Annotated in this window: 15 protein-coding genes; 5 read left to right on the top strand and 10 right to left on the bottom strand. The window is 60.8% G+C overall.

Annotated features, from left to right (window positions below):
* The first annotated feature begins 140 nt into the window (after window positions 1–140).
* A complete protein-coding gene (locus ACTJKM_RS02440) occupies window positions 141–611 on the top strand; it encodes a MarR family winged helix-turn-helix transcriptional regulator (protein WP_058325310.1) in 471 nt (156 codons plus the stop codon).
* A gap of 4 nt (window positions 612–615) precedes the next feature.
* Here ACTJKM_RS02440 and ACTJKM_RS02435 read toward each other — a convergent pair whose 3' ends face one another.
* Complete coding sequence (locus tag ACTJKM_RS02435) at window positions 616–1095, bottom strand: Lrp/AsnC family transcriptional regulator (protein WP_057254506.1); 480 nt, start codon at window positions 1093–1095, stop codon at window positions 616–618.
* Window positions 1096–1226: 131 nt separating this feature from the next.
* Here ACTJKM_RS02435 and hppD point away from each other — a divergent pair, with 131 nt between their 5' ends.
* A complete protein-coding gene (hppD, locus tag ACTJKM_RS02430) occupies window positions 1227–2339 on the top strand; it encodes a 4-hydroxyphenylpyruvate dioxygenase (protein ID WP_057254505.1) in 1113 nt (370 codons plus the stop codon).
* Between the two features lie 141 nt (window positions 2340–2480).
* Here hppD and ACTJKM_RS02425 read toward each other — a convergent pair whose 3' ends face one another.
* The 7 genes from ACTJKM_RS02425 to ACTJKM_RS02395 all read right to left on the bottom strand — a co-directional run bounded on the left by ACTJKM_RS02425 (window position 2481) and on the right by ACTJKM_RS02395 (window position 11509).
* Complete coding sequence (locus ACTJKM_RS02425) at window positions 2481–3440, bottom strand: glycoside hydrolase family 26 protein (protein ID WP_057254504.1); 960 nt, start codon at window positions 3438–3440, stop codon at window positions 2481–2483.
* An 18-nt stretch (window positions 3441–3458) separates the two neighbouring features.
* Complete coding sequence (locus ACTJKM_RS02420) at window positions 3459–3974, bottom strand: DUF995 domain-containing protein (protein WP_057254503.1); 516 nt, start codon at window positions 3972–3974, stop codon at window positions 3459–3461.
* Window positions 3975–4022: 48 nt separating this feature from the next.
* Window positions 4023–6017, bottom strand: a complete 1995-nt coding sequence (locus ACTJKM_RS02415; RefSeq protein WP_063893335.1) for a glycosyltransferase — start codon at window positions 6015–6017, stop codon at window positions 4023–4025.
* Window positions 6014–6997: a UDP-glucose 4-epimerase GalE gene (gene galE / locus ACTJKM_RS02410; protein WP_440659904.1), complete on the bottom strand. Its 984-nt coding sequence runs from the start codon at window positions 6995–6997 to the stop codon at window positions 6014–6016. The genes ACTJKM_RS02415 and galE overlap by 4 nt, the downstream gene beginning before the upstream one ends.
* 1 nt (window position 6998) lies before the next feature.
* The gene (locus ACTJKM_RS02405) at window positions 6999–8039 is read right to left on the bottom strand and encodes a UDP-glucuronic acid decarboxylase family protein (protein WP_440659903.1); all 1041 of its coding nucleotides are present in this window, start codon (window positions 8037–8039) and stop codon (window positions 6999–7001) included.
* Between the two features lie 564 nt (window positions 8040–8603).
* Window positions 8604–9404 (bottom strand): helix-turn-helix transcriptional regulator, encoded by an 801-nt coding sequence (locus tag ACTJKM_RS02400; RefSeq protein ID WP_057254501.1) that lies wholly within the window; start codon window positions 9402–9404, stop codon window positions 8604–8606.
* 1175 nt (window positions 9405–10579) lie between these two features.
* The gene (locus ACTJKM_RS02395) at window positions 10580–11509 is read right to left on the bottom strand and encodes a siderophore ABC transporter substrate-binding protein (RefSeq protein WP_110880657.1); all 930 of its coding nucleotides are present in this window, start codon (window positions 11507–11509) and stop codon (window positions 10580–10582) included.
* 251 nt (window positions 11510–11760) lie between these two features.
* On the opposite strand from ACTJKM_RS02395, the gene ACTJKM_RS02390 reads away from it, so the two are divergent.
* From ACTJKM_RS02390 to ACTJKM_RS02380, 3 genes are read left to right on the top strand one after another with little or no spacing between them, the layout of a single operon-like run.
* On the top strand, window positions 11761–12705 hold the full coding sequence (locus ACTJKM_RS02390; RefSeq protein WP_058326904.1) for an ABC transporter permease: 945 nt from the start codon (window positions 11761–11763) through the stop codon (window positions 12703–12705).
* Window positions 12695–13663, top strand: coding sequence for an iron chelate uptake ABC transporter family permease subunit (locus ACTJKM_RS02385; RefSeq protein WP_058325313.1), 969 nt, complete (start codon window positions 12695–12697; stop codon window positions 13661–13663). The genes ACTJKM_RS02390 and ACTJKM_RS02385 overlap by 11 nt, the downstream gene beginning before the upstream one ends.
* Complete coding sequence (locus ACTJKM_RS02380; protein WP_058325314.1) at window positions 13660–14418, top strand: iron ABC transporter ATP-binding protein; 759 nt, start codon at window positions 13660–13662, stop codon at window positions 14416–14418. The genes ACTJKM_RS02385 and ACTJKM_RS02380 overlap by 4 nt, the downstream gene beginning before the upstream one ends.
* A gap of 80 nt (window positions 14419–14498) precedes the next feature.
* Here the strand turns inward: ACTJKM_RS02380 and ACTJKM_RS02375 are convergent, their stop codons facing one another.
* Together ACTJKM_RS02375 and ACTJKM_RS02370 are read right to left on the bottom strand one after the other, a co-directional pair.
* A complete protein-coding gene (locus tag ACTJKM_RS02375) occupies window positions 14499–17597 on the bottom strand; it encodes an efflux RND transporter permease subunit (RefSeq protein WP_440659902.1) in 3099 nt (1032 codons plus the stop codon).
* The gene (locus ACTJKM_RS02370) at window positions 17594–18757 is read right to left on the bottom strand and encodes an efflux RND transporter periplasmic adaptor subunit (RefSeq protein ID WP_440659901.1); all 1164 of its coding nucleotides are present in this window, start codon (window positions 18755–18757) and stop codon (window positions 17594–17596) included. The genes ACTJKM_RS02375 and ACTJKM_RS02370 overlap by 4 nt, the downstream gene beginning before the upstream one ends.
* Window positions 18758–19004 lie beyond the last annotated feature (247 nt).

Genomic DNA, 19004 nt, shown 5'->3' with positions numbered 1-19004 from the left:
CGGCTCCAGCTCTCGCAGCGGGGCCAGCGCAATCCCAAACACCGCCCGCAACGGCCCCATCCATGGTGGACGCGAGCCTCGCCTTCGGCATATTAGTTGCAATCGTAACTATCGATTTTGTAACTATCAAGGAAACACCGATGACCGCCGACGGCTTCGAGCTCAATGCCTTCCTGCCCTACCGGCTGAACCGCGCGGCCGAATTCGTCGCCCTGCGCTTTGCCGCACAATACAAGGCGCGCTACCAGCTCACTCGCCCGGAATGGCGAACGCTGGCAGCCCTCGGCAGCACCCGTCGTCCAATGACGGCAACGGAAGTGGGCGCGCATTCCGCCATGCACAAGACCAAGGTGAGCCGTGCGGTCGCAGCACTCGAAGAGCGGCGCTGGCTGACGCGCAATGAAAACGAAGGCGATCGCCGCCTCGAACATCTCCAGCTGACGAAGGCGGGCCTGCGTGCCTATGTCGAACTGACGGCGCTTGCGGCCAGCTACCAGGCTGAACTCGACGCTTTGGTTGGAGCCGCCGGAATGCAGGCGCTGACGGCTGGTCTCGAGGCGATTGAACGCGCCATCGGCAAAGTGGAGAAACGTCCTCGCCGCGAGGGGTGAAACGTCAGCCCTTCATCCGCTCCGGAATCGGCACACCTTCAAAACTCTTCAGCGTTTCGAGCACGATCGACGTCTTCACGTGCTGCACGCTGTCATGCGGCAAAAGCACGTCGTTGACGAAGCGCGACAGCCCCGCGAGGTCAGGCGTCACCACCCGCAGGTGATAGTCCATCTCACCGGTCAGCGCATAGGCCTCCAACACCTCGGGCAAACTCGAAATGAGCTTGCCGAAGCGCTTGGCATTGTCGCGGTTGTGGGTGGCGAGCGTCACCGAGATCACCACCATCAGATCGAGGCCGAGCTTCTGCCGGTCGATCTGTGCCTGATAGCCGGTGATGTAGCCTTCGGCTTCGAGCCGGCTACGCCGCCGTGAGCATTGTGACGGCGAAAGTGCGATGCGCTCCGACAGCTCATTATTGGTCAGATGTCCGTCGCGCTGCAATTCGCTGAGGATCTTGAGATCGAACCCGTCAAGCTGCTCCATTCCTGCATCCTAATTCACTATTATGCATGTTCCGTGCGCCATCCTGTCTAAACCGCGCAAGAATACAAGCATCATGCATGGGAATTGCGTCATACTCCAGCAAAGTTTGGAAGAACAAGAGGAGACTTCCGATGGGCCCCTTCCCGCATGACGCCCCGCCGGCAACGATTACCGCTGAAAACCCCGCTGGCACCGACGGCTTCGAATTCGTCGAATTCGCCCATCCGGAACCGGAGAAGCTCGCCGAGCTTTTTGCTCGCATGGGTTACAGCCCGGTTGCCAAGCACAAGACCAAGAACATCACGGTCTGGCGGCAGGGCGACATCAACTACATTCTGAACGCCGAACCCGGCTCGCATGCCATGCGCTTCGTCGATGAGCACGGCCCCTGCGCCCCGTCCATGGCCTGGCGCGTCGTCGACGCAAAGCACGCCTTCGACCATGCGGTTTCGAAGGGCGCGATCCCCTATGAAGGCAAGGACAAGTGCCTCGATGTTCCGGCGATTGTCGGCATCGGCGGTTCGCTGCTCTATTTCGTCGAGACCTACGGCGCCAAGGGCTCTGCCTATGAGACCGAATTCGAGTGGACCGGCGAGCGCAATCCGAGGCCCGAGGGCGTCGGATTCTATTATCTCGACCACCTGACGCACAACGTCTATCGCGGCAATATGGACAAGTGGTGGGCCTTCTACCGCGAGCTGTTCAATTTCACCCAGATCCACTTCTTCGACATCGACGGCCGCATCACCGGCCTCGTCAGCCGGGCGATCACCTCGCCCTGCGGCAAGATCCGCATTCCCTTGAACGAGTCCAAGGACGATACGAGCCAGATCGAGGAGTATCTGCGCAAATACAAGGGCGAAGGCATCCAGCACATCGCCGTCGGCACCGAAGGCATCTACGACGCCACTGACAAGCTGGCGGACAATGGCCTGAAATTCATGCCAGGCCCGCCGGAGACCTATTACGACATGTCGCATGACCGTGTTCACGGCCATGACGAACCGATCGACCGGATGAAGAAGCACGGCATCCTCATCGACGGCGAAGGTGTGGTGAACGGCGGCATGACGAAGATCCTGCTGCAGATCTTCTCGAAGACAGTGATCGGCCCGATCTTCTTCGAGTTCATCCAGCGCAAGGGCGACGAAGGCTTTGGCGAGGGCAACTTCCGCGCCCTGTTCGAATCGATCGAAGCCGACCAGATCCGTCGCGGCGAACTGGGGCCGCAGGCGGCCGAGTAAATCGCAGCCGACAACGCCGGCACTTCTAACTCGAGCCTCTCGCCTCAAGCGAGGGGCTTTTCTGCAAGTAAGGGCATCCAGCCAAACGAGATGCTTGAGCTTTCTCGCGCGCCCGTTCAGAGCGCGCTACTGCCGGCAATGTCAGTTCGTGGTCTGGTTGACCACGCGCCAGTTCGGCCGGCCGAGATTGTGCGGCCATTCGATGACGTCACGGTCGTTGAAGTAGACGACTTCGGCCAGGTTGGGGAACTGCGGGTCCGGTTGTGTCGCGGTGTTCATCCAGGGCTGCATATAGGCCGGGCTGCCTTCCCATCCGAGCTCGGCGACCCAGATCGGCTTGTTGTACTTGGCCACCAGGTCGTAGCCGGGCTTGAGCGCCTGCGCGAACGTCCTTGGCGTCCCATATTCGATCTGATCGAATGGTTCGAGCCCGAAGACCGACAGCCCGACGAGATCGACGTAATCGTCACCCGGATAATAGGCATCGAGGTTCGGCAAACCCTTTGGCGACCACATGATCTGCGCCTTCGGCGCCTTCTTGCGCACGATGTCCATCGCATGCTTGTAGGCCTTGATCCAGTCCTGTGGCGCCCAGCCAGCCCAGGAGAACCGTCCGGACGTGTCTTCCATCTCCTGGCCCCAGCGCACGATGACCGGGCTCTTCAGCTCGGCGATCATGTCGGCGATCGCCTCCATGTTGACGTCGTATTCACCCCTGAGCATCCGGTCGCGGAGCTGCGCCGGCGTCAATTTCCAGTCGAGCGACCAGGACCAGGGCTCGATGGTGATCAGCAGATTGCGTCCCCGCTGAAGGGCATACTCGTCAGCGGTGCGCAAGGATGCGAGATCGACGTCCTCCCAGGGCAGGAACAGAGCTTCGGTCGTCACATCGCTTTGGGCGCCGAAATCGCCATGCGGGTCATAGGCGCCGAATCTCGTTCCGCCAGGGTGCATGACGGGACGTTTGTCGATCATGGTCTGGGTCTGACCGGCATTGCCCGCAGGATTGGCTTGCTCCTGCGCCAACGCGGATACCAAGCTGCCGAAGTCCAGTTGCAGGGCCAGGGCAGTGCATAGGGCGAATGCCAATTTGCGTTTCATTTCATCCTCCTGCTGCGTCTATTTTTTGGCCAAGAACTGTTCCTTGAGACGCAACGCCTTTGCTGTGATGTCGTCCTGGGCGACGAGGCTGTAGTAGGCGTCATTGGGCTTGGGTTTTGCATGCTTGAAGACATACCATTCGCCGTTTGGCACCTTCCGCTGATAGATCGTGTCGCCGATCTTGGCATGGCCGAAGCAGGTCCGCGCATCGCCGGCCTCGGCCGCGGTCGTCCAGATGGCCTGCATGCACATCATGCCGAGATCGCTGACGTACCAATTGCCTTCGGCAAAGGATCGGTTGCCGTTGCCCTTGTCGACAAAGGCCACGAGTTTGCGGTCATGCGCGGTGAAGCGTGCACCGCCGGTGGACCATTGCCAGGTCTTGTTGCGGTAGAGGGAATAGACTTCGTAAGCGCTGAGCGGCGTCGGCTTGACTTCCATCTTCGCCTTGACCGGCTGGGCGCCCAAGTAGACCGCAGCGGCTGCAACCGGCAGCAACAGCGGCAGAACCATGACTTTTATCGACCCTTTCATCCACTTTCTCCTCACATTGGAGATTACACACTCGACTGTTCGCCGCCGTCATGACGGCACGTAGTATCGGCCGACCTTCTTTGTCGTCCTGGTTTCCCGGTACTTCGTTTCACTGACACTCCTTCTTCCGGCATTGTTAGAGGTGGCCCGTGATACGGCAGGTTCGATCCGCGCCCCGCTCTCGGGCGGCTGAGAAAAGCCTTTCCATTGCAAATGGAAGCGAACGATCCTGAGTTTCGTACCGTGTCCGGCGCCGGCGACCGTGTATTTCGCCTCGGTGAAGGTCACGAAACCCAAGCCATGCGACAGGGCCTCCGTTGCCTCGGCGCCGTGACGCACCGCCGATTGGGCCGACAGCACCGAAACCAGCACCAGAGAGCCGGCCGTCATTGCGGTCATCGTCGAACGCGGCATAAGCGGCAGCCCGTTCTCGCGGGCGTGTCGAACGTGGATCACCACCACGAGCCCGGCATAGACGAGGGCGTTGATCTCGGCGAAGACGTAGAAGCCGCGTGCCGTTCCGGCATCGGAAATCAGCCAGACGGCGAGCGCCGACATCAGGGAAAGCACGAAATAGGGCATCAATATCCGAAGCGGCAGGGGAGCCGCGGCACCGCCGCCTTTCGGCGTGATGCGAAAATCGACGAACGAGCCGGTCAGGTGATCGCGCACCGCCGCCAGACAGCCGAGCAGCGACCAGGGCCACCGCGCGAACAGGAACAGGACCGTCTCCCAACTCAGCACCCGCGCGTCGTGCGGCCGGAACGTACCGGTCGAACGCCAGAAATAGGCGAGCACGACCAGAACCACTGACAAAGGCACGAAATGCAGCAGAAAATCGGGATAGTCGACGTCAACGAAGGCCCGCCCCATCAACAGCGCCACGATCGGCATCAGGAACATCAGCGCCATGAAGCACGAAAACAGCGGGTACCAGAGTTGCGAAAACAGGAACTGGAACTGCAGCCGCGGCCGCAGCTTCGGCACATACAAAGGCGAATATTTCAGCAGGATCGCGACGAGGCTGCGAGACCACTGGAACTCCTGAACCACGAGATCGGCAAAGTTCGCCGGCCCGTCGCCATGGGCTATGGCGTTGAGGGCATGCACGCCGCGCCAGCCATGGGCATTCATCATCAGCGTGGTCGAATGATCTTCGGCGAGTTCCGGCCCCAATCCGCCGATCTGCTTCAGGGCCTTTGTCCGCACGGCGTAGTGGGAACCGATGCATAGGGGCGCCCAGCCATTGTTGTAGCCGACCTGAAGGGAGCCATGCAGGCTCGCCTCCGCGTAAAGCCGCCCGCGAGCCGACCAGCTTGCCGCGGCATTCGCGTCGCATATGCTCGGCGCCGAGACATAGCCGACCGACGGGTCGTTGAAGGGACGCAGCACCTCGACGAGATAGGTGGCTTCGGGCACGTGATCGGCGTCGAATTGCGCCACGAGATCGTAGCGGTCATAGCCGTGGTGATCGTAGAAATAGGCAAGGTTTCCTTCCTTGCAGCGCGTGCGGCGCGGCCAGGCGGCGCGATGATATTCGGCGATACCCTTTCGCGTGGAGATGAAAACCCCGTGGGCCGCACACCAGGAAACCGTTTCCGGCGACGGGTCTTCGTCCGCCAGCCACACATCGAAGTCGCAGCCGGTCTGGTCCAGCATCGCCTGCAACGTCTTGCGTACAACGGCAAACGGCTCGGACGGCGCCTTGGTGACGACCATCGCGATCCGCCCCTGGGGCACCGGCCCCGTGCTCACCGTGGCCACCTTCGCGCCGGAAAAGATCGTGATGAAGTAGACCGGCAGCAGGGTGATCCACCCGACGACGACGGTGATAAGGACGTAGGACGGCCAGTCCAGAACATGGGCCGGATCGAGCCACCACCACCAGAAATACGTGAAGGCCGCGAACCACGCGGTAACCCCCAACATGTTCAGTATCTGCAAGCGCCCGGAAAACAGCGTCGTCAGACGCGGCCTGACGGGCCCCGCACGCGCGAGATCGGCATAGCGCCGAAATCCATCGACTGTGGCTGCCCAGCTCATCGCCACACCTCCAGCCCGAAACCCGGCGCCGCCGTGCGGATGATGGTTTCGATATCCGAGAAGGCCGGCCGGAAGCCCAGTTGCTGCCGCGCCCGGCTGGTGTCGGCATAGAGCACGGGCGGATCGCCCGGGCGACGCGGCAACATCTGCACGGGAACCTGCCGCCCGGTAACGCGATCGATCGCTTCGAGAACCTCCCGGATCGAGGTTCCATGTCCGGAGCCGAGATTGGCGCGCAGTACCTCGCCGCCGTCATTCAGATAGTTGACGGCCGCGACATGGGCGTCGGCAAGGTCGGTCACGTGAATGTAGTCGCGAATGCAGGTTCCATCCGGCGTCGCATAGTCGTCGCCGAAGATGTCGAGCCGTTCGATCCCGCCGGCCGCCGCCATCAGGGCACGCGGTATGAGATGCGTCTCGGGATCGTGCCGTTCCGTGAGCTGTCCTTCCGGATCGGCGCCTGCGGCGTTGAAGTAGCGCAGCGCGACGGAGCGGAAATCATAGGCGCGCGCATAGTCGCCAAGCATCAGCTCGATCATCAGCTTCGTGCGCCCATAGGGGTTGATCGGAAACTGTTCCGTATCCTCGGTGATCGGAAGCCGCTGCGGCACGCCATAGGTGGCGCAGGAACTGGAAAACACGATGCGTGCCAGCCCGGTCGCGCGGCAGGCTCCGAGCAGCGCGATGCTGCCTGCGACGTTGTTGCGGTAGTATTTTCCCGGGTCTTCGACGGATTCCCCGACATAGGCGGAAGCCGCAAAGTGGATCACGCATTCAGGCAGGAACGTCCGGACGGCCGTTGCCAGCCGTTCCGTATCCTCGAGATCGCCTTCAACGAGGGGACCCCAGCGTACGTTGGCCCTATGTCCCGTCGACAGGTTGTCATAGACGACGGGGACGAAACCCTGCTGGGCAAGGCGTTTGCAGGTGTGGCTTCCTATGAAGCCGGCACCGCCGGTGACGAGTACGACGCGGGACATCTCATACCGCCTGTCCCGCCGTTGCGCGATCGGCCGCGCTGAGGCGCTCCTCGAAGTAGGCGATAGTGCGCTCAAGCCCGTCGCGCAGGATGACCTTCGGCTCCCAGGCGAGTTCGGTCAGCGCCTGCGAGATATCGGGACGGCGCTGGCGAGGATCGTCGACGGCCGCCGCCTGGTGAACGATGCGCGAGCGCGACCCGGTCAGAGACCGCACCATCTGCGCAAGTTCGAGAACGGTGAACTCCCCAGGATTGCCAAGGTTGATCGGGCCGATGCAGTCATCCGCCGAGACCGAAAGCCGGAGAAAGCCGTCGATCAGGTCGTTGACATAGCAGAAGGACCGGGTCTGCTGCCCGTCGCCATAGATGGTCAGGTCCTTGCCGAGCAGGGCCTGAACGACGAAATTGGAGATCACCCGGCCATCGTCCGGACGCATGCGCGGACCGTAGGTATTGAAGATGCGCGCGACCTTGATCTTGACCCGATGGGATCGGTGGTAGTCGAAGAACAGGGTTTCGGCCGACCGTTTTCCTTCATCGTAGCAGGCACGCGGGCCGATCGGATTGACATTGCCGAAATAGACCTCGCGTTGCGGGCTGAGGAGCGGATCGCCGTAGATTTCCGAAGTCGAGGACTGGATGACCGTGGCGCCGGTGGCGCGCGCATTTTCGAGTGCATGCAGCGCGCCAAGGACGTTCGTCATGAGAGTGCCAACCGGATCGGCCTGATAGTCGGGCGGCGATGCGGGAGAGGCAAAGTTGAAGATGACGTCGGCGTCAATCAGATAGGGTTTGCGAACGTCATGATCGATGATGTGGAAATGCGGGTTCTGCACCAAATGAGAGAGGTTTTCACGCCGTCCGGTTGAAAAATTGTCGAGACAAATAACCGTATGACCTAGAGAAAGAAGTCTTTCGCAAATATGAGAGCCAAGAAACCCGCCTCCACCTGTTACTAGAATTCTCCTTGGTATTCCTGAAATCTTCTTTAGAAATTCCCGTTGCCCGACGACAGACAACGGCCCCGGAACGACCTTTCGCATACACACCTCCAATTATTGTACACACCATTTCTCATGGTGATTGGAGACGGGCTGCCAATGGAAATATAATAAGGAGTTTGTTCTTTATTACAAATTCACGCACAACCCGACAGAACTATAATTCTACAATCCATCCGAAAATCTACTTATCTTCAATTTCAATATTAGTTAATTATCAAATAACCATTAGCGCGTCAACTAAAACAATAAGGATTGATATAATGTAATCTGAAATAGGAATAAAATAATCGGAAACATAATCACGAATAGTTACATTATAATCCAATCAACATAATCATCTAATACCTTGTTAACCATCTTGAAGTCACAGCGGGCTATCGGATCGCTCAAGAAACATTGCCATTCTCAGGGGAGTAGACCGTCATGCGGATGCCGGTCGCGTGTTCCGCCGTGGCGACCACGCTTCGCCACAGACCAGATCACGGGAACGCGGCAAACGGGGCCTCACAGACGATATCCAAACACCAACATCTGCGCTCTCGACCACGTCGAGGCACAGAAATGAAGTGTTTGGCCGACGCTGCCGAGCCTAGTTCTTCGAGCCTAGTTCTTCCAGCGCGACGAAAGCGTGTCGCCACCCCGTTCGGCCGCCGCATCGTTGGTGAAGTAACGCGACGCCGCCTCCGTGCGGTTGCGGACGTTCATCTTCTTGTAGATGTTGCGGACATGAACCTTGACGGTATTTTCCGACAATCCAAGACGATCCGCGATGATCTTGTTTTGCGTTCCCTTGCAGATCAGATCGAGGATCTGAACTTCGCGGGTCGTCAGTCCGTCAGGTCCGGCATCGCGCTTGCGCCGACCTGCGCCTGCGGCCGGACCGGATCCGGACAGCTCTGCCCGCCGGCCATAGAGACTGCTCGCGGCGAAGGGCTCGGGCGAAAGCCGTCGCAGTAAGGCGGCTGGGAAGTGCTCGCCTCCCTTCATCAGTAAATCGATGGCCGCAAGGCAGACGTCCAGGTTCAGGTTCAACGGCAAAACGCCATGGATCAACCGCTCTTCAACGAAGCCGGCAATCGACGGATCGAGCTCGTCGGCATTCTCCACCACCAGACCGATCGAGGTCTTGGGGTGGAACTCGTGGATCGTCCGCAAGATTGCTGGAAAGGACTTGGCCGGCATCCGGTAGAGCATGATCAACGTCACGTCGACGAGACTGCCGTCCAACAGATTGTCCGGATCGGAAAAGCAGACGATGTCGTGCCCCTGAAACCGCGAGCCGACCGCCTGCATCAGGCACTCGGCAAACAGATCGATCTTGGCAAGCATGACAATCTTTTTTTTCTGCGATAAAGCCTTGTTGTTTTCTTCAAAATCACCAACGCTGGAGCTTCCCGGATACATTACGCCCTCCTAGGATTTTTCCATTTGTTTTTATGGGTGCTGCGTTTTTCCCGCTGTGCACCACACTTTCAGAAAATTTATTCGGAACCACTATGCATCACGATATCTTCCCGCCCCGGGAAAATTCGCGATAGCTAATGTAACGTAAAGATCTTCATTACGAAACAACCCAAAAGGATTAGAGGCGCTTCATAAGCGTTCTTAAATCGTTATAAATCGAACCATCTTTGGGTTACACTGCGATCGACCCCCTTATTGGGGGCGTGAAAAACGTCATCAAGATGGCAGTGATCGCCGTTCCGCCGCACACGACGGGCCATCCATTTCCGCGAGGCGCAGCCCTTCCGAGACGAGAAAACGGATTAGCTGCCGAGGTATTCCCGGTATCGCCTACTCATTTCGCGAGGTCGATATACCTAATAATACTTCGTTAGAGCTAGTAAACTTGCGCTTCGGGCGAAGCGGGTCGACCGTTCGCGCGAGGAAGCGGGGCACACAACCGCATGTTTGGTGCCCACAGTCGCGCTGGTGCGCGTGAATCTTGACGCCATAACAACGGCTTGGGACTGCGGATTACGCCACAAACAGCCAATAATTACAAACCACTAACCAGAATTGGTAGCTTCCGCGCGCCCGCGTTTGGAGTCACATTGGCGTTTCGTTCCTGAGTATGAACGAAAACAGCCTGGGTTTCGGAGGATCTTAATCCGCTAATGCCCTTCAACCCAGCGCGTGGCGTAAGCGTAAACCAGAGTAAGCGTAAAGAATACATTGATTGATTGCGGATTTCGTTCCGCTTTGTCATTTAAAAAAAGCATAAAATTCGAAATGTATTTTAATGAAAGCGATATAAATCAAGTTACAATATTGTTTATTCCTCAAAAACGGAGCCAACCCAGAAAAATACCGTAAGATCTAAAGGTATTTGGTGTTGGCTCCCCTTTTAACTTTAACCCCAAAAACGCCGTCTCAGCGTCCTTGAAACGGCTCCTCGCCCGTCAAGCCCTCTTCTCGCTCTCACTCCAGTCGAGAGCTCTTCCCGAAAGGAAGCCGCTGGACGCTTTCAGCATGATCTGCTCCTCCTGTCGGGTCTCCCTGAACAATGAAACGGCCGCGAGAGATATGTTCGCGGCCGTCCGATCACATCGCACTCAGCGAGCGCTGCCGCCCGAGCCCTACTTCTTCTCGAGTGCCTGCGTGAGCTGGTCGACGATATCCTGCTGCGACTTCAGGCCGGAGGCCGTCAGATAGAGCTTGGCGGAGTCGAGGTAGACGACGTGGCCGTCCTTCCAGGCCTTCGTCTGGCGCACCAGTTCGTTGTCGAGCAATGCCGCTGCGGGCTGCGCCTGCTGGCCGATTGCCGCATCGCGGTCGACGACGAAGATCCAATCGGGATTGGTCTCGAGAATGTACTCGTAGGAAACCGCCTGACCGTGGGTCGCTACCTGCAGTTCCGCATCGGCCGGCTTGATGCCGAAGACATCGTGCAACACGCCGAAACGCGATCCCTTGCCATAGGCGCTGATCTTGCCGCCGGTGGTGAGCAGGATCAGCCCGGTGCCCTTCTCAGCCGCAATGCCGCGAAGCTTTTCGATCGAGGCATCGAGCTTTTCGACGCTCGCTTTGATTTCCGCTTCCTTGCCGAAGATCTGGCCGAGAATCTCGGCATTCTTCTTGACGCTGCCGATGAGATCCTTGTCGTCGGAGGTCAGATCGATCGTCGGCGCGATCTTGGCGACATCGGCATATTTCGCCTGCGATCGACCACCGACGATCACCAGGTCCGCCTCTGCGGCATTGATGGCTTCGTAGTCGGGCTCAAACAGCGTGCCGATCTTCGGATAGCTGTCGGCCTTGTATTTTTCGAGCGAAGGCGGGATTGCCGCGCCGGGAACGCCGGCAACGGGAATGCCGAGCATATCCAGCGTCTCCAGCATGCCGAAGTCGTAAACCAGCACCGTCTTCGGGTTTTTCTCCACGTCGGTGACGCCGCTGCTGTGTTCGATCTTCAGCGTCTCGGCCATGGCGGCCGGCGCGCCGGCGACTGCGAATGCCGCCGCAATGACGAGGTTGCGCAGACCATTAGAAATCGAAGATATATTCATGACTGTTTTCCTCATCTTTTATCGGTCGTCGTAGCGCGATTTTCCGGCGAGGGCAATGCACAGCTTCCGCTTGCCGAAGATGCCGCAGAAAACTTGACGAAGCCGATCATATATAAGACTAAGGCGAACCGTCCGCGGAGTGCCACTGCGCGGTGGCAAGCTTGAGCCTTCCACGAGGGCGTCGAGCGCAAACGGGCAAGGGACATGCAGGCGGTGGTCAAAACGAACAACAGGCAGAGCAGGCCCGTATGATGAAGCCGGCCCTGATTCCCATCCCCGTCATCCTCCTGCTTGCCGCCGCCAGCGTCTTCACTGGCGTCGGAAGCCTTGCCGCAGCCGACGACGGGCGTGGCTGGTTCCTGGTGGTCGAGAGCCGCCTGCCGCGCACACTTGCGCTGATGCTCGCAGGCGCCGGCCTCGCGGTCTCCGGTACGATCATGCAGATGCTGGCGCGCAACCGTTTCGTTGAGCCGTCGACGGCGGGAACCGCCGAGTCCGCCGCGCTCGGAATGCTGCTTGCCATGCTCATCGCCCCCAACCTGCCGGTCGCCGGCAAGATGGTTTTCGCGGCGCTGACAGCGCTTGCCGGCACAGCCCTGTTCCTGCAGATCCTGCGGCGCATTCCCTTGCGCTCGGCGCTGATGGTTCCGCTCATCGGCCTCATGCTCGGCGGCGTCGTCAACGCCATCACCACCTTCATCGCCTATCGCTACGACCTGATGCAGTCGATGGGGGCCTGGATGTCGGGTGACTTCTCGGTGGTGCTGCGCGGTCGCTACGAGCTGTTGTGGATCGGTTTCGCGCTCACCCTCGTCGCCTATGCGACCGCCGCGCGCTTCACCGTCATCGGCATGGGCGAGGCGATCGCACGCAATGTCGGCCTCAACTACGACAGGGCCGTAACGCTCGGGCTCGCCATCGTCTCCATGGTCACGGCAACGGTCGTCGCCACTGTCGGCATGATCCCATTCCTCGGTCTCGTTGTTCCAAACATCGTCAGCCTGATCATGGGCGACAATCTCAGGCGCACGCTGCCCGTGGTCGCCGTCTCCGGCGCCGGCCTGGTGCTCGCCTGCGATATCGTCGGGCGGCTCCTGATCGCTCCCTACGAGATCCCCGTGGGAGCCGTCATGGGCGTCATCGGCAGCCTGATCTTTCTCCATCTCCTGCTTTCGAGGCGCTCCCATGCAGGCTGATGCCAAGAGGATCGCCCCGTCCACCATCCTGCTTGCTTCGGCCGCGCTTGCACTCGTGTCGATGGTCGCTTTCATGACCATCGGTGCCAAGGGGAGCTGGTCCTTCCTTCTCTCCTTCCGCGGCACGAAACTGCTCGGCATGGTGCTGGTCGCCTATGCGATCGCCGTCTCGACGGTCCTGTTCCAGACGATCTCCGGCAACCGCATCCTGACGCCATCGATCATCGGCTTCGATGCCATGTATACGTTGCTTCAGACGATCATGGTGTTTTTCCTGGGTGCTGCGGGCGCCGGCAGCGTCGATCCGCGGCTGCAGTTCCTTGTCGAAACGGCGGTGATGGTCGGACTTTCGCTGCTGTTGTTTCGGGCGCTGTTTTCCGGCGCCGGCCGCAGCCTGCATCTTCTGATGCTGGTCGGCGTCATCCTGGGCGGCCTGTTCCGCAGCCTGTCGTCTTTCCTGCAGCGCATCCTCGATCCCAATGAGTTCGTCGTGCTGCAGGACAGGCTGTTTGCAAGCTTCAACAGCATCGATGCCAATCTGCTCGGCATTGCCGCCGTCGCTACCCTGGCCGTGACCTTCGTTCTGTGGCGGCTTTCGCCGACCTTCGACGTGCTCTCGCTTGGCCGAGAAGCGTCGATCGGCCTCGGCGTCGATCATCAGCGCGTCGTCACCCTTCTGCTGGTGCTGATCGCCGTGCTGGTGTCGGTCTCGACTGCGCTCGTCGGGCCGGTGACATTCTTCGGCCTGCTGGTCGCAAGTCTCGCCTGGCAGCTGACGCCGACCGCCAGCCACCGCTACGTGCTGCCGGTCGCCGTTTGCATCGCGATCGCCACGCTCGTCGGCGGCCAGGTCATCCTCGAGCGGCTGTTTTCCTTCAACACGGCGCTCAGCATCGTCATCGAATTCTTCGGTGGCCTTGTCTTCATCTTCCTGCTGGTCCGAGGTTCCGCCCGATGATCGAAATCCAAGAGGTGACGAAATCCTACGGTGGCAATGCGGTGGTCGACCGGGTGTCGCTGACGCTGCCCGCCGGCGGCCTGACCTCGATCATCGGTCCGAACGGTGCCGGCAAGTCGACGCTGCTGTCGATCGTCAGCCGGCTGATGCCGATGGATACGGGCAAGGTGCTGGTCGACGGTCTCGACGTCAGCCGCACGGCTGGCGACGTGCTTGCCCGGCGGCTCTCGATCATGCGCCAGGACAACCACATCACCGCCCGCCTCAGCGTGCGCGACCTCGTCGCCTTTGGCCGTTATCCCTATTCCAAGGGGCGGCTGACGGCAGCCGACGCCGAACATATCGAGCGCTCGATCGCCTATCTCGGGCTTGAACCCTATCAGAACCGCTTTCTCGACGAACTCTCCGGCGGCCAGCGCCAGCGTGCCTTCATTGCCATGGTGCTCTGCCAGGACACCGACTACATGCTGTTCGACGAGCCGCTGAACAATCTCGACATCAAGCATGCAGTCGAAACGATGAAGCTGTTGCGGCGCCTCGCCGACGACTTCGACAAGACCGTGGTCGTCGTCCTGCACGATATCAACTTCGCCTCCGCCTATTCCGACCGCATCGTCGCGATGCAGGCCGGTCGCCTCGCCTTCGAGGGGTCGCCGGAAGACATGATCGTGCCGTCCCGCCTTCAGGCGATCTTCGACGTCGATTGCCGCGTTCACGCTGTCGGCGAAACGCGGCTGGTCAACTATTTCGAATAGGTCGGGAACGCAAAGCGCGCTGCACGAAAATTCCGTGCAACGCGCCTTGATCGATTGAGCCAGCACTTGTGCTCGCCACCCTAGCCGGCGACGCCGCGCGCACCCTCCTTGCCGATCCGCGCAGCATCCGCGGCATGATCCTCGTCCGTCACCGAAGAGAGCCTCTTCAGCCGACGGCCGAGCTTCGTGTTGATGTCGTCCATCACGGTGAACATCACGGGCACGAAGACGAGGCTCAGCATCGTCGAGGTGATCAGGCCTCCGATCACCGCGATTGCCATCGGCGCCCGGAAGGCGGCATCGGCGCCGACGCCGATCGCGGCGGGAACCATGCCGGCCACCATGGCGATGGTCGTCATGATGATCGGTCGCGCGCGGGTGACGCCTGCCGTCAGCAGGGCCGTTCGCCGATCGGCACCCTCGTTGCGGCACTCGATCGCATGGTCGACAAGCAGGATCGAGTTCTTGCAGACGATGCCCATCAGCATGAGGATGCCGATCGTCGACGAGAGATCGAGCGAAGCGCCGAAGAGCAGCATGGCGAGCGCCGCTCCGCCGATCGACAGAGGCAGGGCCACCAGGATGGTAATCGGCTGCAGGAAGTCCTTGAAGAGCAGCACCAGAACCGCCGCGACCATCAGGATGCCGGCCAGCAGTGCAAGCGCGAAGTTGCGGAACATCTCCGACATATATTCGGCTTCGCCGTAGTTGGCCTGCGACACGCCCAGGGGCAGTTCGGTCATGGCCGGTAGGGCCGAGATCGCCTCGAACGCAGTCCCGAGCGTGATGCCGTTGAGATTGGCCTCGACGGCGATCAGACGCTTGCGATCGAGACGTTCAACGCTGCTTTCCTCCGCACCGAAGGATATATCGGCGACCGAGGTCAGCGGCACCACCGTGCCGGCATTCGTGCCGACCCTCAGATTGCGTAGCGTGTCGACGTCACCTCTGGCCGCCTGGTCGAGCATGACCCGGATCGGCACCTGGCGGTTGCCAAGGTTGAAGCGCGCCGAATTGCTTTCGCTGTCACCCATCGTGGCGATGCGGGCGACGGTGCCGATCGAGGTCACCGAGACACCGAGCCTTGCTGCCTCGTCGAAGCGCGGCTTGACCAGCAGTTCCGGCGAAAGCAGCGGCTCGGTGGACTGGACGTTGACCAAGCCCGGAAGCGCACGCATCTCCTTTTCAAGACGCCGTACCGAAGCCATCAGCGCTTCCGGATCGTCACTCGTCAGATAGATCGAGAGATCCTTGGCTCCCTCGACGGACGAGAACGTTGCCTGGATATCGGGCGTTGCAGCCAGCAGCGGGCGGAGCGACAGCTCGAAGGACTTGCGATCGGGCCCGCGCTCCTTGCGCGGCTTGAGCTTGATGCGCAGGGAGACCTCGTTGAGGTTTTCCGCCGTCGCCAGAACGTTTTCGACCTCCGGCCGCGCCTTGATCTGGCCGACCAGATCATCGGAAATGCGGGCGGTTTCTTCGAGCCGCGTGCCGGGGGGCAAGATGATCTTGAGTTGCGAGACGTTGCTGTCGCTCGTCGGTAGGAAGCCGGTCGGCAGCATGGTCAAGAGCCCGATCGAGCCGATGAAGATCAGCGCGACCAGCGACAAAGCCGTCTTGCGATGATCCAGGGTCCAACCGAGCAAGCGTCGATAGCCGTTGGCGATACGCGATGGCTTGCCGGCATGGCCATGGCCGCCCCTCGGTCGCAGCAGGTAGGCCGCCATCAACGGCGTCAGCAGGCGTGCCACCGCCAGCGAGAACAGCACGGCGATCGCGACCGTCAGGCCGAACTGCTTGAAGTACTGCCCGACGGCGCCGCCGATGAAGCTGACCGGCGCAAAGACCGCGACGATCGTCAGGGTCGTGGCGACGATGGCAAGACCGATCGCATCGGCCGCGTCGATCGCCGCGATGAACGGGCGTTTGCCCATGTCGACGTGGCGTTCGATATTCTCGATCTCGACGATCGCGTCGTCGACGAGAATGCCGATGACGAGCGTCAGCGCCAGCAGGCTGATGCCGTTGAGCGTGAAGCCGAGCAGGTCCATCACCGCGAAGGTCGGCAGGATGGAGAGCGGCATGGCAAGTGCAGAAATCAGCGTCGCTCGCCAGTTGCGCAAGAAGGCGAAGACAACGACGACCGTCAGGATCGCACCTTCGATCAGGGCGGTGACAGCCGCGTCGTAGCTTTCTTGCGTGTATTCGACGAGCGAGATCAGCTCCGTGAATTCGACGCCGGGCATACGTGCGCGGATCTCCTTCAACCGCGCGGCAACGGCGTCGGCAACGACGGTGTCACTCGATCCCTTGCTGCGCGAAACCGAGAAGCTGACGACCGGCTCGCCGTCGACGCGCGCGAAGTTGCGCGGCTCGGACGACGTATCCTCGATCGTCGCTATGTCGGAGAGCTGCACCCAGCGGCCACCTGACAGCGGGATCGACAGGCGCGAGAGCTCCTCGACCGAGCCGGCGCTGCCGACCGTGCGGATCGACTGCTCGCGGCCGCCGATCTCCCCGCGTCCGCTCGGGATATTGGTGTTGATCTCGCGCAGTGCCGTATTCACCTGGTCGGCCGTCACGCCAACCGCCAGCAGACGCTCGGGATCGAGCGATACCCGGACCTCGCGATTGACGCCGCCGAGCCGCTGCACCTTCTGCACGCCGGGCAGCGTCAGCAATTCGCTGTTGATCGTATCGTCCACGAACCAGGAGAGCTCCACGGGCGACATGTCGGGGGCGCGTACGGCGTAATAGACGATGGCGCTGCCATCCACATCGAGGCGCGAGACGATGGGTTCCTGGATCGACTGCGGCAGGTCGGAGCGGATCTGCGCCACGGCCTCGCGCACGTCGTTGGCGGCACGGTCGGGATCGGTGCCGATCTTGAATTCGACCGTGGTCGTCGACACGCCATTGGTGATGGTCGAGCGCATATGGCTGACCCCGACAAGGCCGGCGGCCACGCCTTCGACACGGCGCGTGACCTGCGTTTCCATTTCGGCCGGCTGGGCGCTCGGCTGCGTGATCGTCACCGTCACGACCGGAAACGACACACTCGGATTGGCGTTGACCGGCAGCCGCAGGAACGAGGCGATGCCCATCAATGTGAGGACAACGAAGAGAACGATCGTCGGAACGGGCCTTCGGATCGCCCAGGCAGAAATGTTGCTGGTCATTGCTGCTTGCCCGTCTGCGCCGGCTGGACATCTTTCGCCAGGACCGCTTCGCCTTCACGCAGCGACACCCCGGCCTTGAGAACAATCCGGTCACCGGCTGCAAGCCCGGAGACGATCTCGACCTTGCCACCCTGGCGCATGCCCGGCTGAACCGTCTTGCGCGCCACTTTGCCCGCATCGACGACGAAGACCGAAACCGTGCCGTCGGGAGCCCCGTAAAGCAGCGCGGAATCGTCGACCATGATCGCCTTGCGTTCGGCCACCACGATCTCCGCCCGGCCGAAGGTGCCGGCAAAGGGCGGCTTGCTGGTATTCAGCGTGACCTGCGCGGTTCCGAGCCGGGTTTCGCGGTCGATCTTCGGATTGATCACGCGCACTTTGCCCTCGATCCAGTCACTGCGGCCGGAGAGCTTGACCTTGACGACCTGGCCGACGGCAAGTAGCGGCAGTTCCGTTTCCGGAACTTCGGCCGCAAACTCGATCTCGCCCTCGCGGATCAGCTTGACCAGCGGGTCAGAGCCCGCAAGCGCACCGGCACGGGCGAGCCGCTCGGAGACGATGCCTGCGGCGGGAGCCACGATCACGGCGCGTTCGAGTTTACGGCATGCCTCGGCCTCGAGTGCTTCCGCCTGTTCGTAGTCGGCCCGTGCGACCTTCACCGCCTGTTCGGCGATCGCAAGCGCAGAGACACGCTCCTCGAGAATGGTTTCGGCCTGAAGGTGGCGCAATTGCCGGGCCCGGGCGAGCTTCCTCTGCTCCTGCGTGACCGTTTCCGCCTCCCGCGCCATCGTGGCACCCGCACGGGCCACCCGGCCCTCCGCCTCGCGCAGAAGGTTTTCCAGCATGTCGGTCTCGAGCCGGGCAATCACCTGCCCGGCCGCAACCCGGTCGCCGATCTCGACTTCGACTTTGGCGATACGCTGATCGGTCAAGGTCGTGCCGACCGCAATCTCCTCGCGAGCGACGAAGATGCCGGCGAAGGACCGGGTCCACTCCTGCGGGCGGCTGTCGGCCACGAGTGTCGACACCGTACGGCTGATAGCCGCGCTATCGACAGGAACGGACGCGGCCGCCTCCCCGGAGGCGTGCGCCACACCACCCGTCATGGCGAGCGCAATGAGCGCAGCAAGCATGACTTTCAACTCAACTGTACGTCTCATTTCATTGGCTTTCCATTGGTGAGGCCAGTCGGATCGCAAACACGGGCGCTCCAAGCTGCCGGCCTCGAGATCGGGCAATCTGCATCGAATAATTATTAGATTAGTCAATCTAATAATTTGATCCATCAAACGCGACAATTGTAGGGCAGATTACATACTATCATTGCGGGAAGATGGCGGAGTTCCTGTCGGCTGGCGACCTTGACACCGGCGCACCACCCCACGAAATTAGAGTGCTCGCTCTAAT

This window comes from Ensifer sp. 22460 (assembly GCF_052044935.1).
Taxonomy (GTDB): Bacteria; Pseudomonadota; Alphaproteobacteria; order Rhizobiales; family Rhizobiaceae; genus Ensifer.
This window is presented reverse-complemented; position numbering and strand designations above follow the sequence as displayed.

Bases quoted from the DNA above. Each gene is read 5' to 3' on its own strand.
- ACTJKM_RS02440 (WP_058325310.1), top strand. From the start codon at position 141: ATGACCGCCGACGGCTTCGAGCTCAATGCCTTCCTGCCCTACCGGCTG.
- ACTJKM_RS02435 (WP_057254506.1), bottom strand. From the start codon at position 1,095: ATGGAGCAGCTTGACGGGTTCGATCTCAAGATCCTCAGCGAATTGCAG.
- hppD (WP_057254505.1), top strand. From the start codon at position 1,227: ATGGGCCCCTTCCCGCATGACGCCCCGCCGGCAACGATTACCGCTGAA.
- ACTJKM_RS02425 (WP_057254504.1), bottom strand. From the start codon at position 3,440: ATGAAACGCAAATTGGCATTCGCCCTATGCACTGCCCTGGCCCTGCAA.
- ACTJKM_RS02420 (WP_057254503.1), bottom strand. From the start codon at position 3,974: ATGAAAGGGTCGATAAAAGTCATGGTTCTGCCGCTGTTGCTGCCGGTT.
- ACTJKM_RS02415 (WP_063893335.1), bottom strand. From the start codon at position 6,017: ATGAGCTGGGCAGCCACAGTCGATGGATTTCGGCGCTATGCCGATCTC.
- galE (WP_440659904.1), bottom strand. From the start codon at position 6,997: ATGTCCCGCGTCGTACTCGTCACCGGCGGTGCCGGCTTCATAGGAAGC.
- ACTJKM_RS02405 (WP_440659903.1), bottom strand. From the start codon at position 8,039: ATGCGAAAGGTCGTTCCGGGGCCGTTGTCTGTCGTCGGGCAACGGGAA.
- ACTJKM_RS02400 (WP_057254501.1), bottom strand. From the start codon at position 9,404: ATGTATCCGGGAAGCTCCAGCGTTGGTGATTTTGAAGAAAACAACAAG.
- ACTJKM_RS02395 (WP_110880657.1), bottom strand. From the start codon at position 11,509: ATGAATATATCTTCGATTTCTAATGGTCTGCGCAACCTCGTCATTGCG.
- ACTJKM_RS02390 (WP_058326904.1), top strand. From the start codon at position 11,761: ATGAAGCCGGCCCTGATTCCCATCCCCGTCATCCTCCTGCTTGCCGCC.
- ACTJKM_RS02385 (WP_058325313.1), top strand. From the start codon at position 12,695: ATGCAGGCTGATGCCAAGAGGATCGCCCCGTCCACCATCCTGCTTGCT.
- ACTJKM_RS02380 (WP_058325314.1), top strand. From the start codon at position 13,660: ATGATCGAAATCCAAGAGGTGACGAAATCCTACGGTGGCAATGCGGTG.
- ACTJKM_RS02375 (WP_440659902.1), bottom strand. From the start codon at position 17,597: ATGACCAGCAACATTTCTGCCTGGGCGATCCGAAGGCCCGTTCCGACG.
- ACTJKM_RS02370 (WP_440659901.1), bottom strand. From the start codon at position 18,757: ATGAGACGTACAGTTGAGTTGAAAGTCATGCTTGCTGCGCTCATTGCG.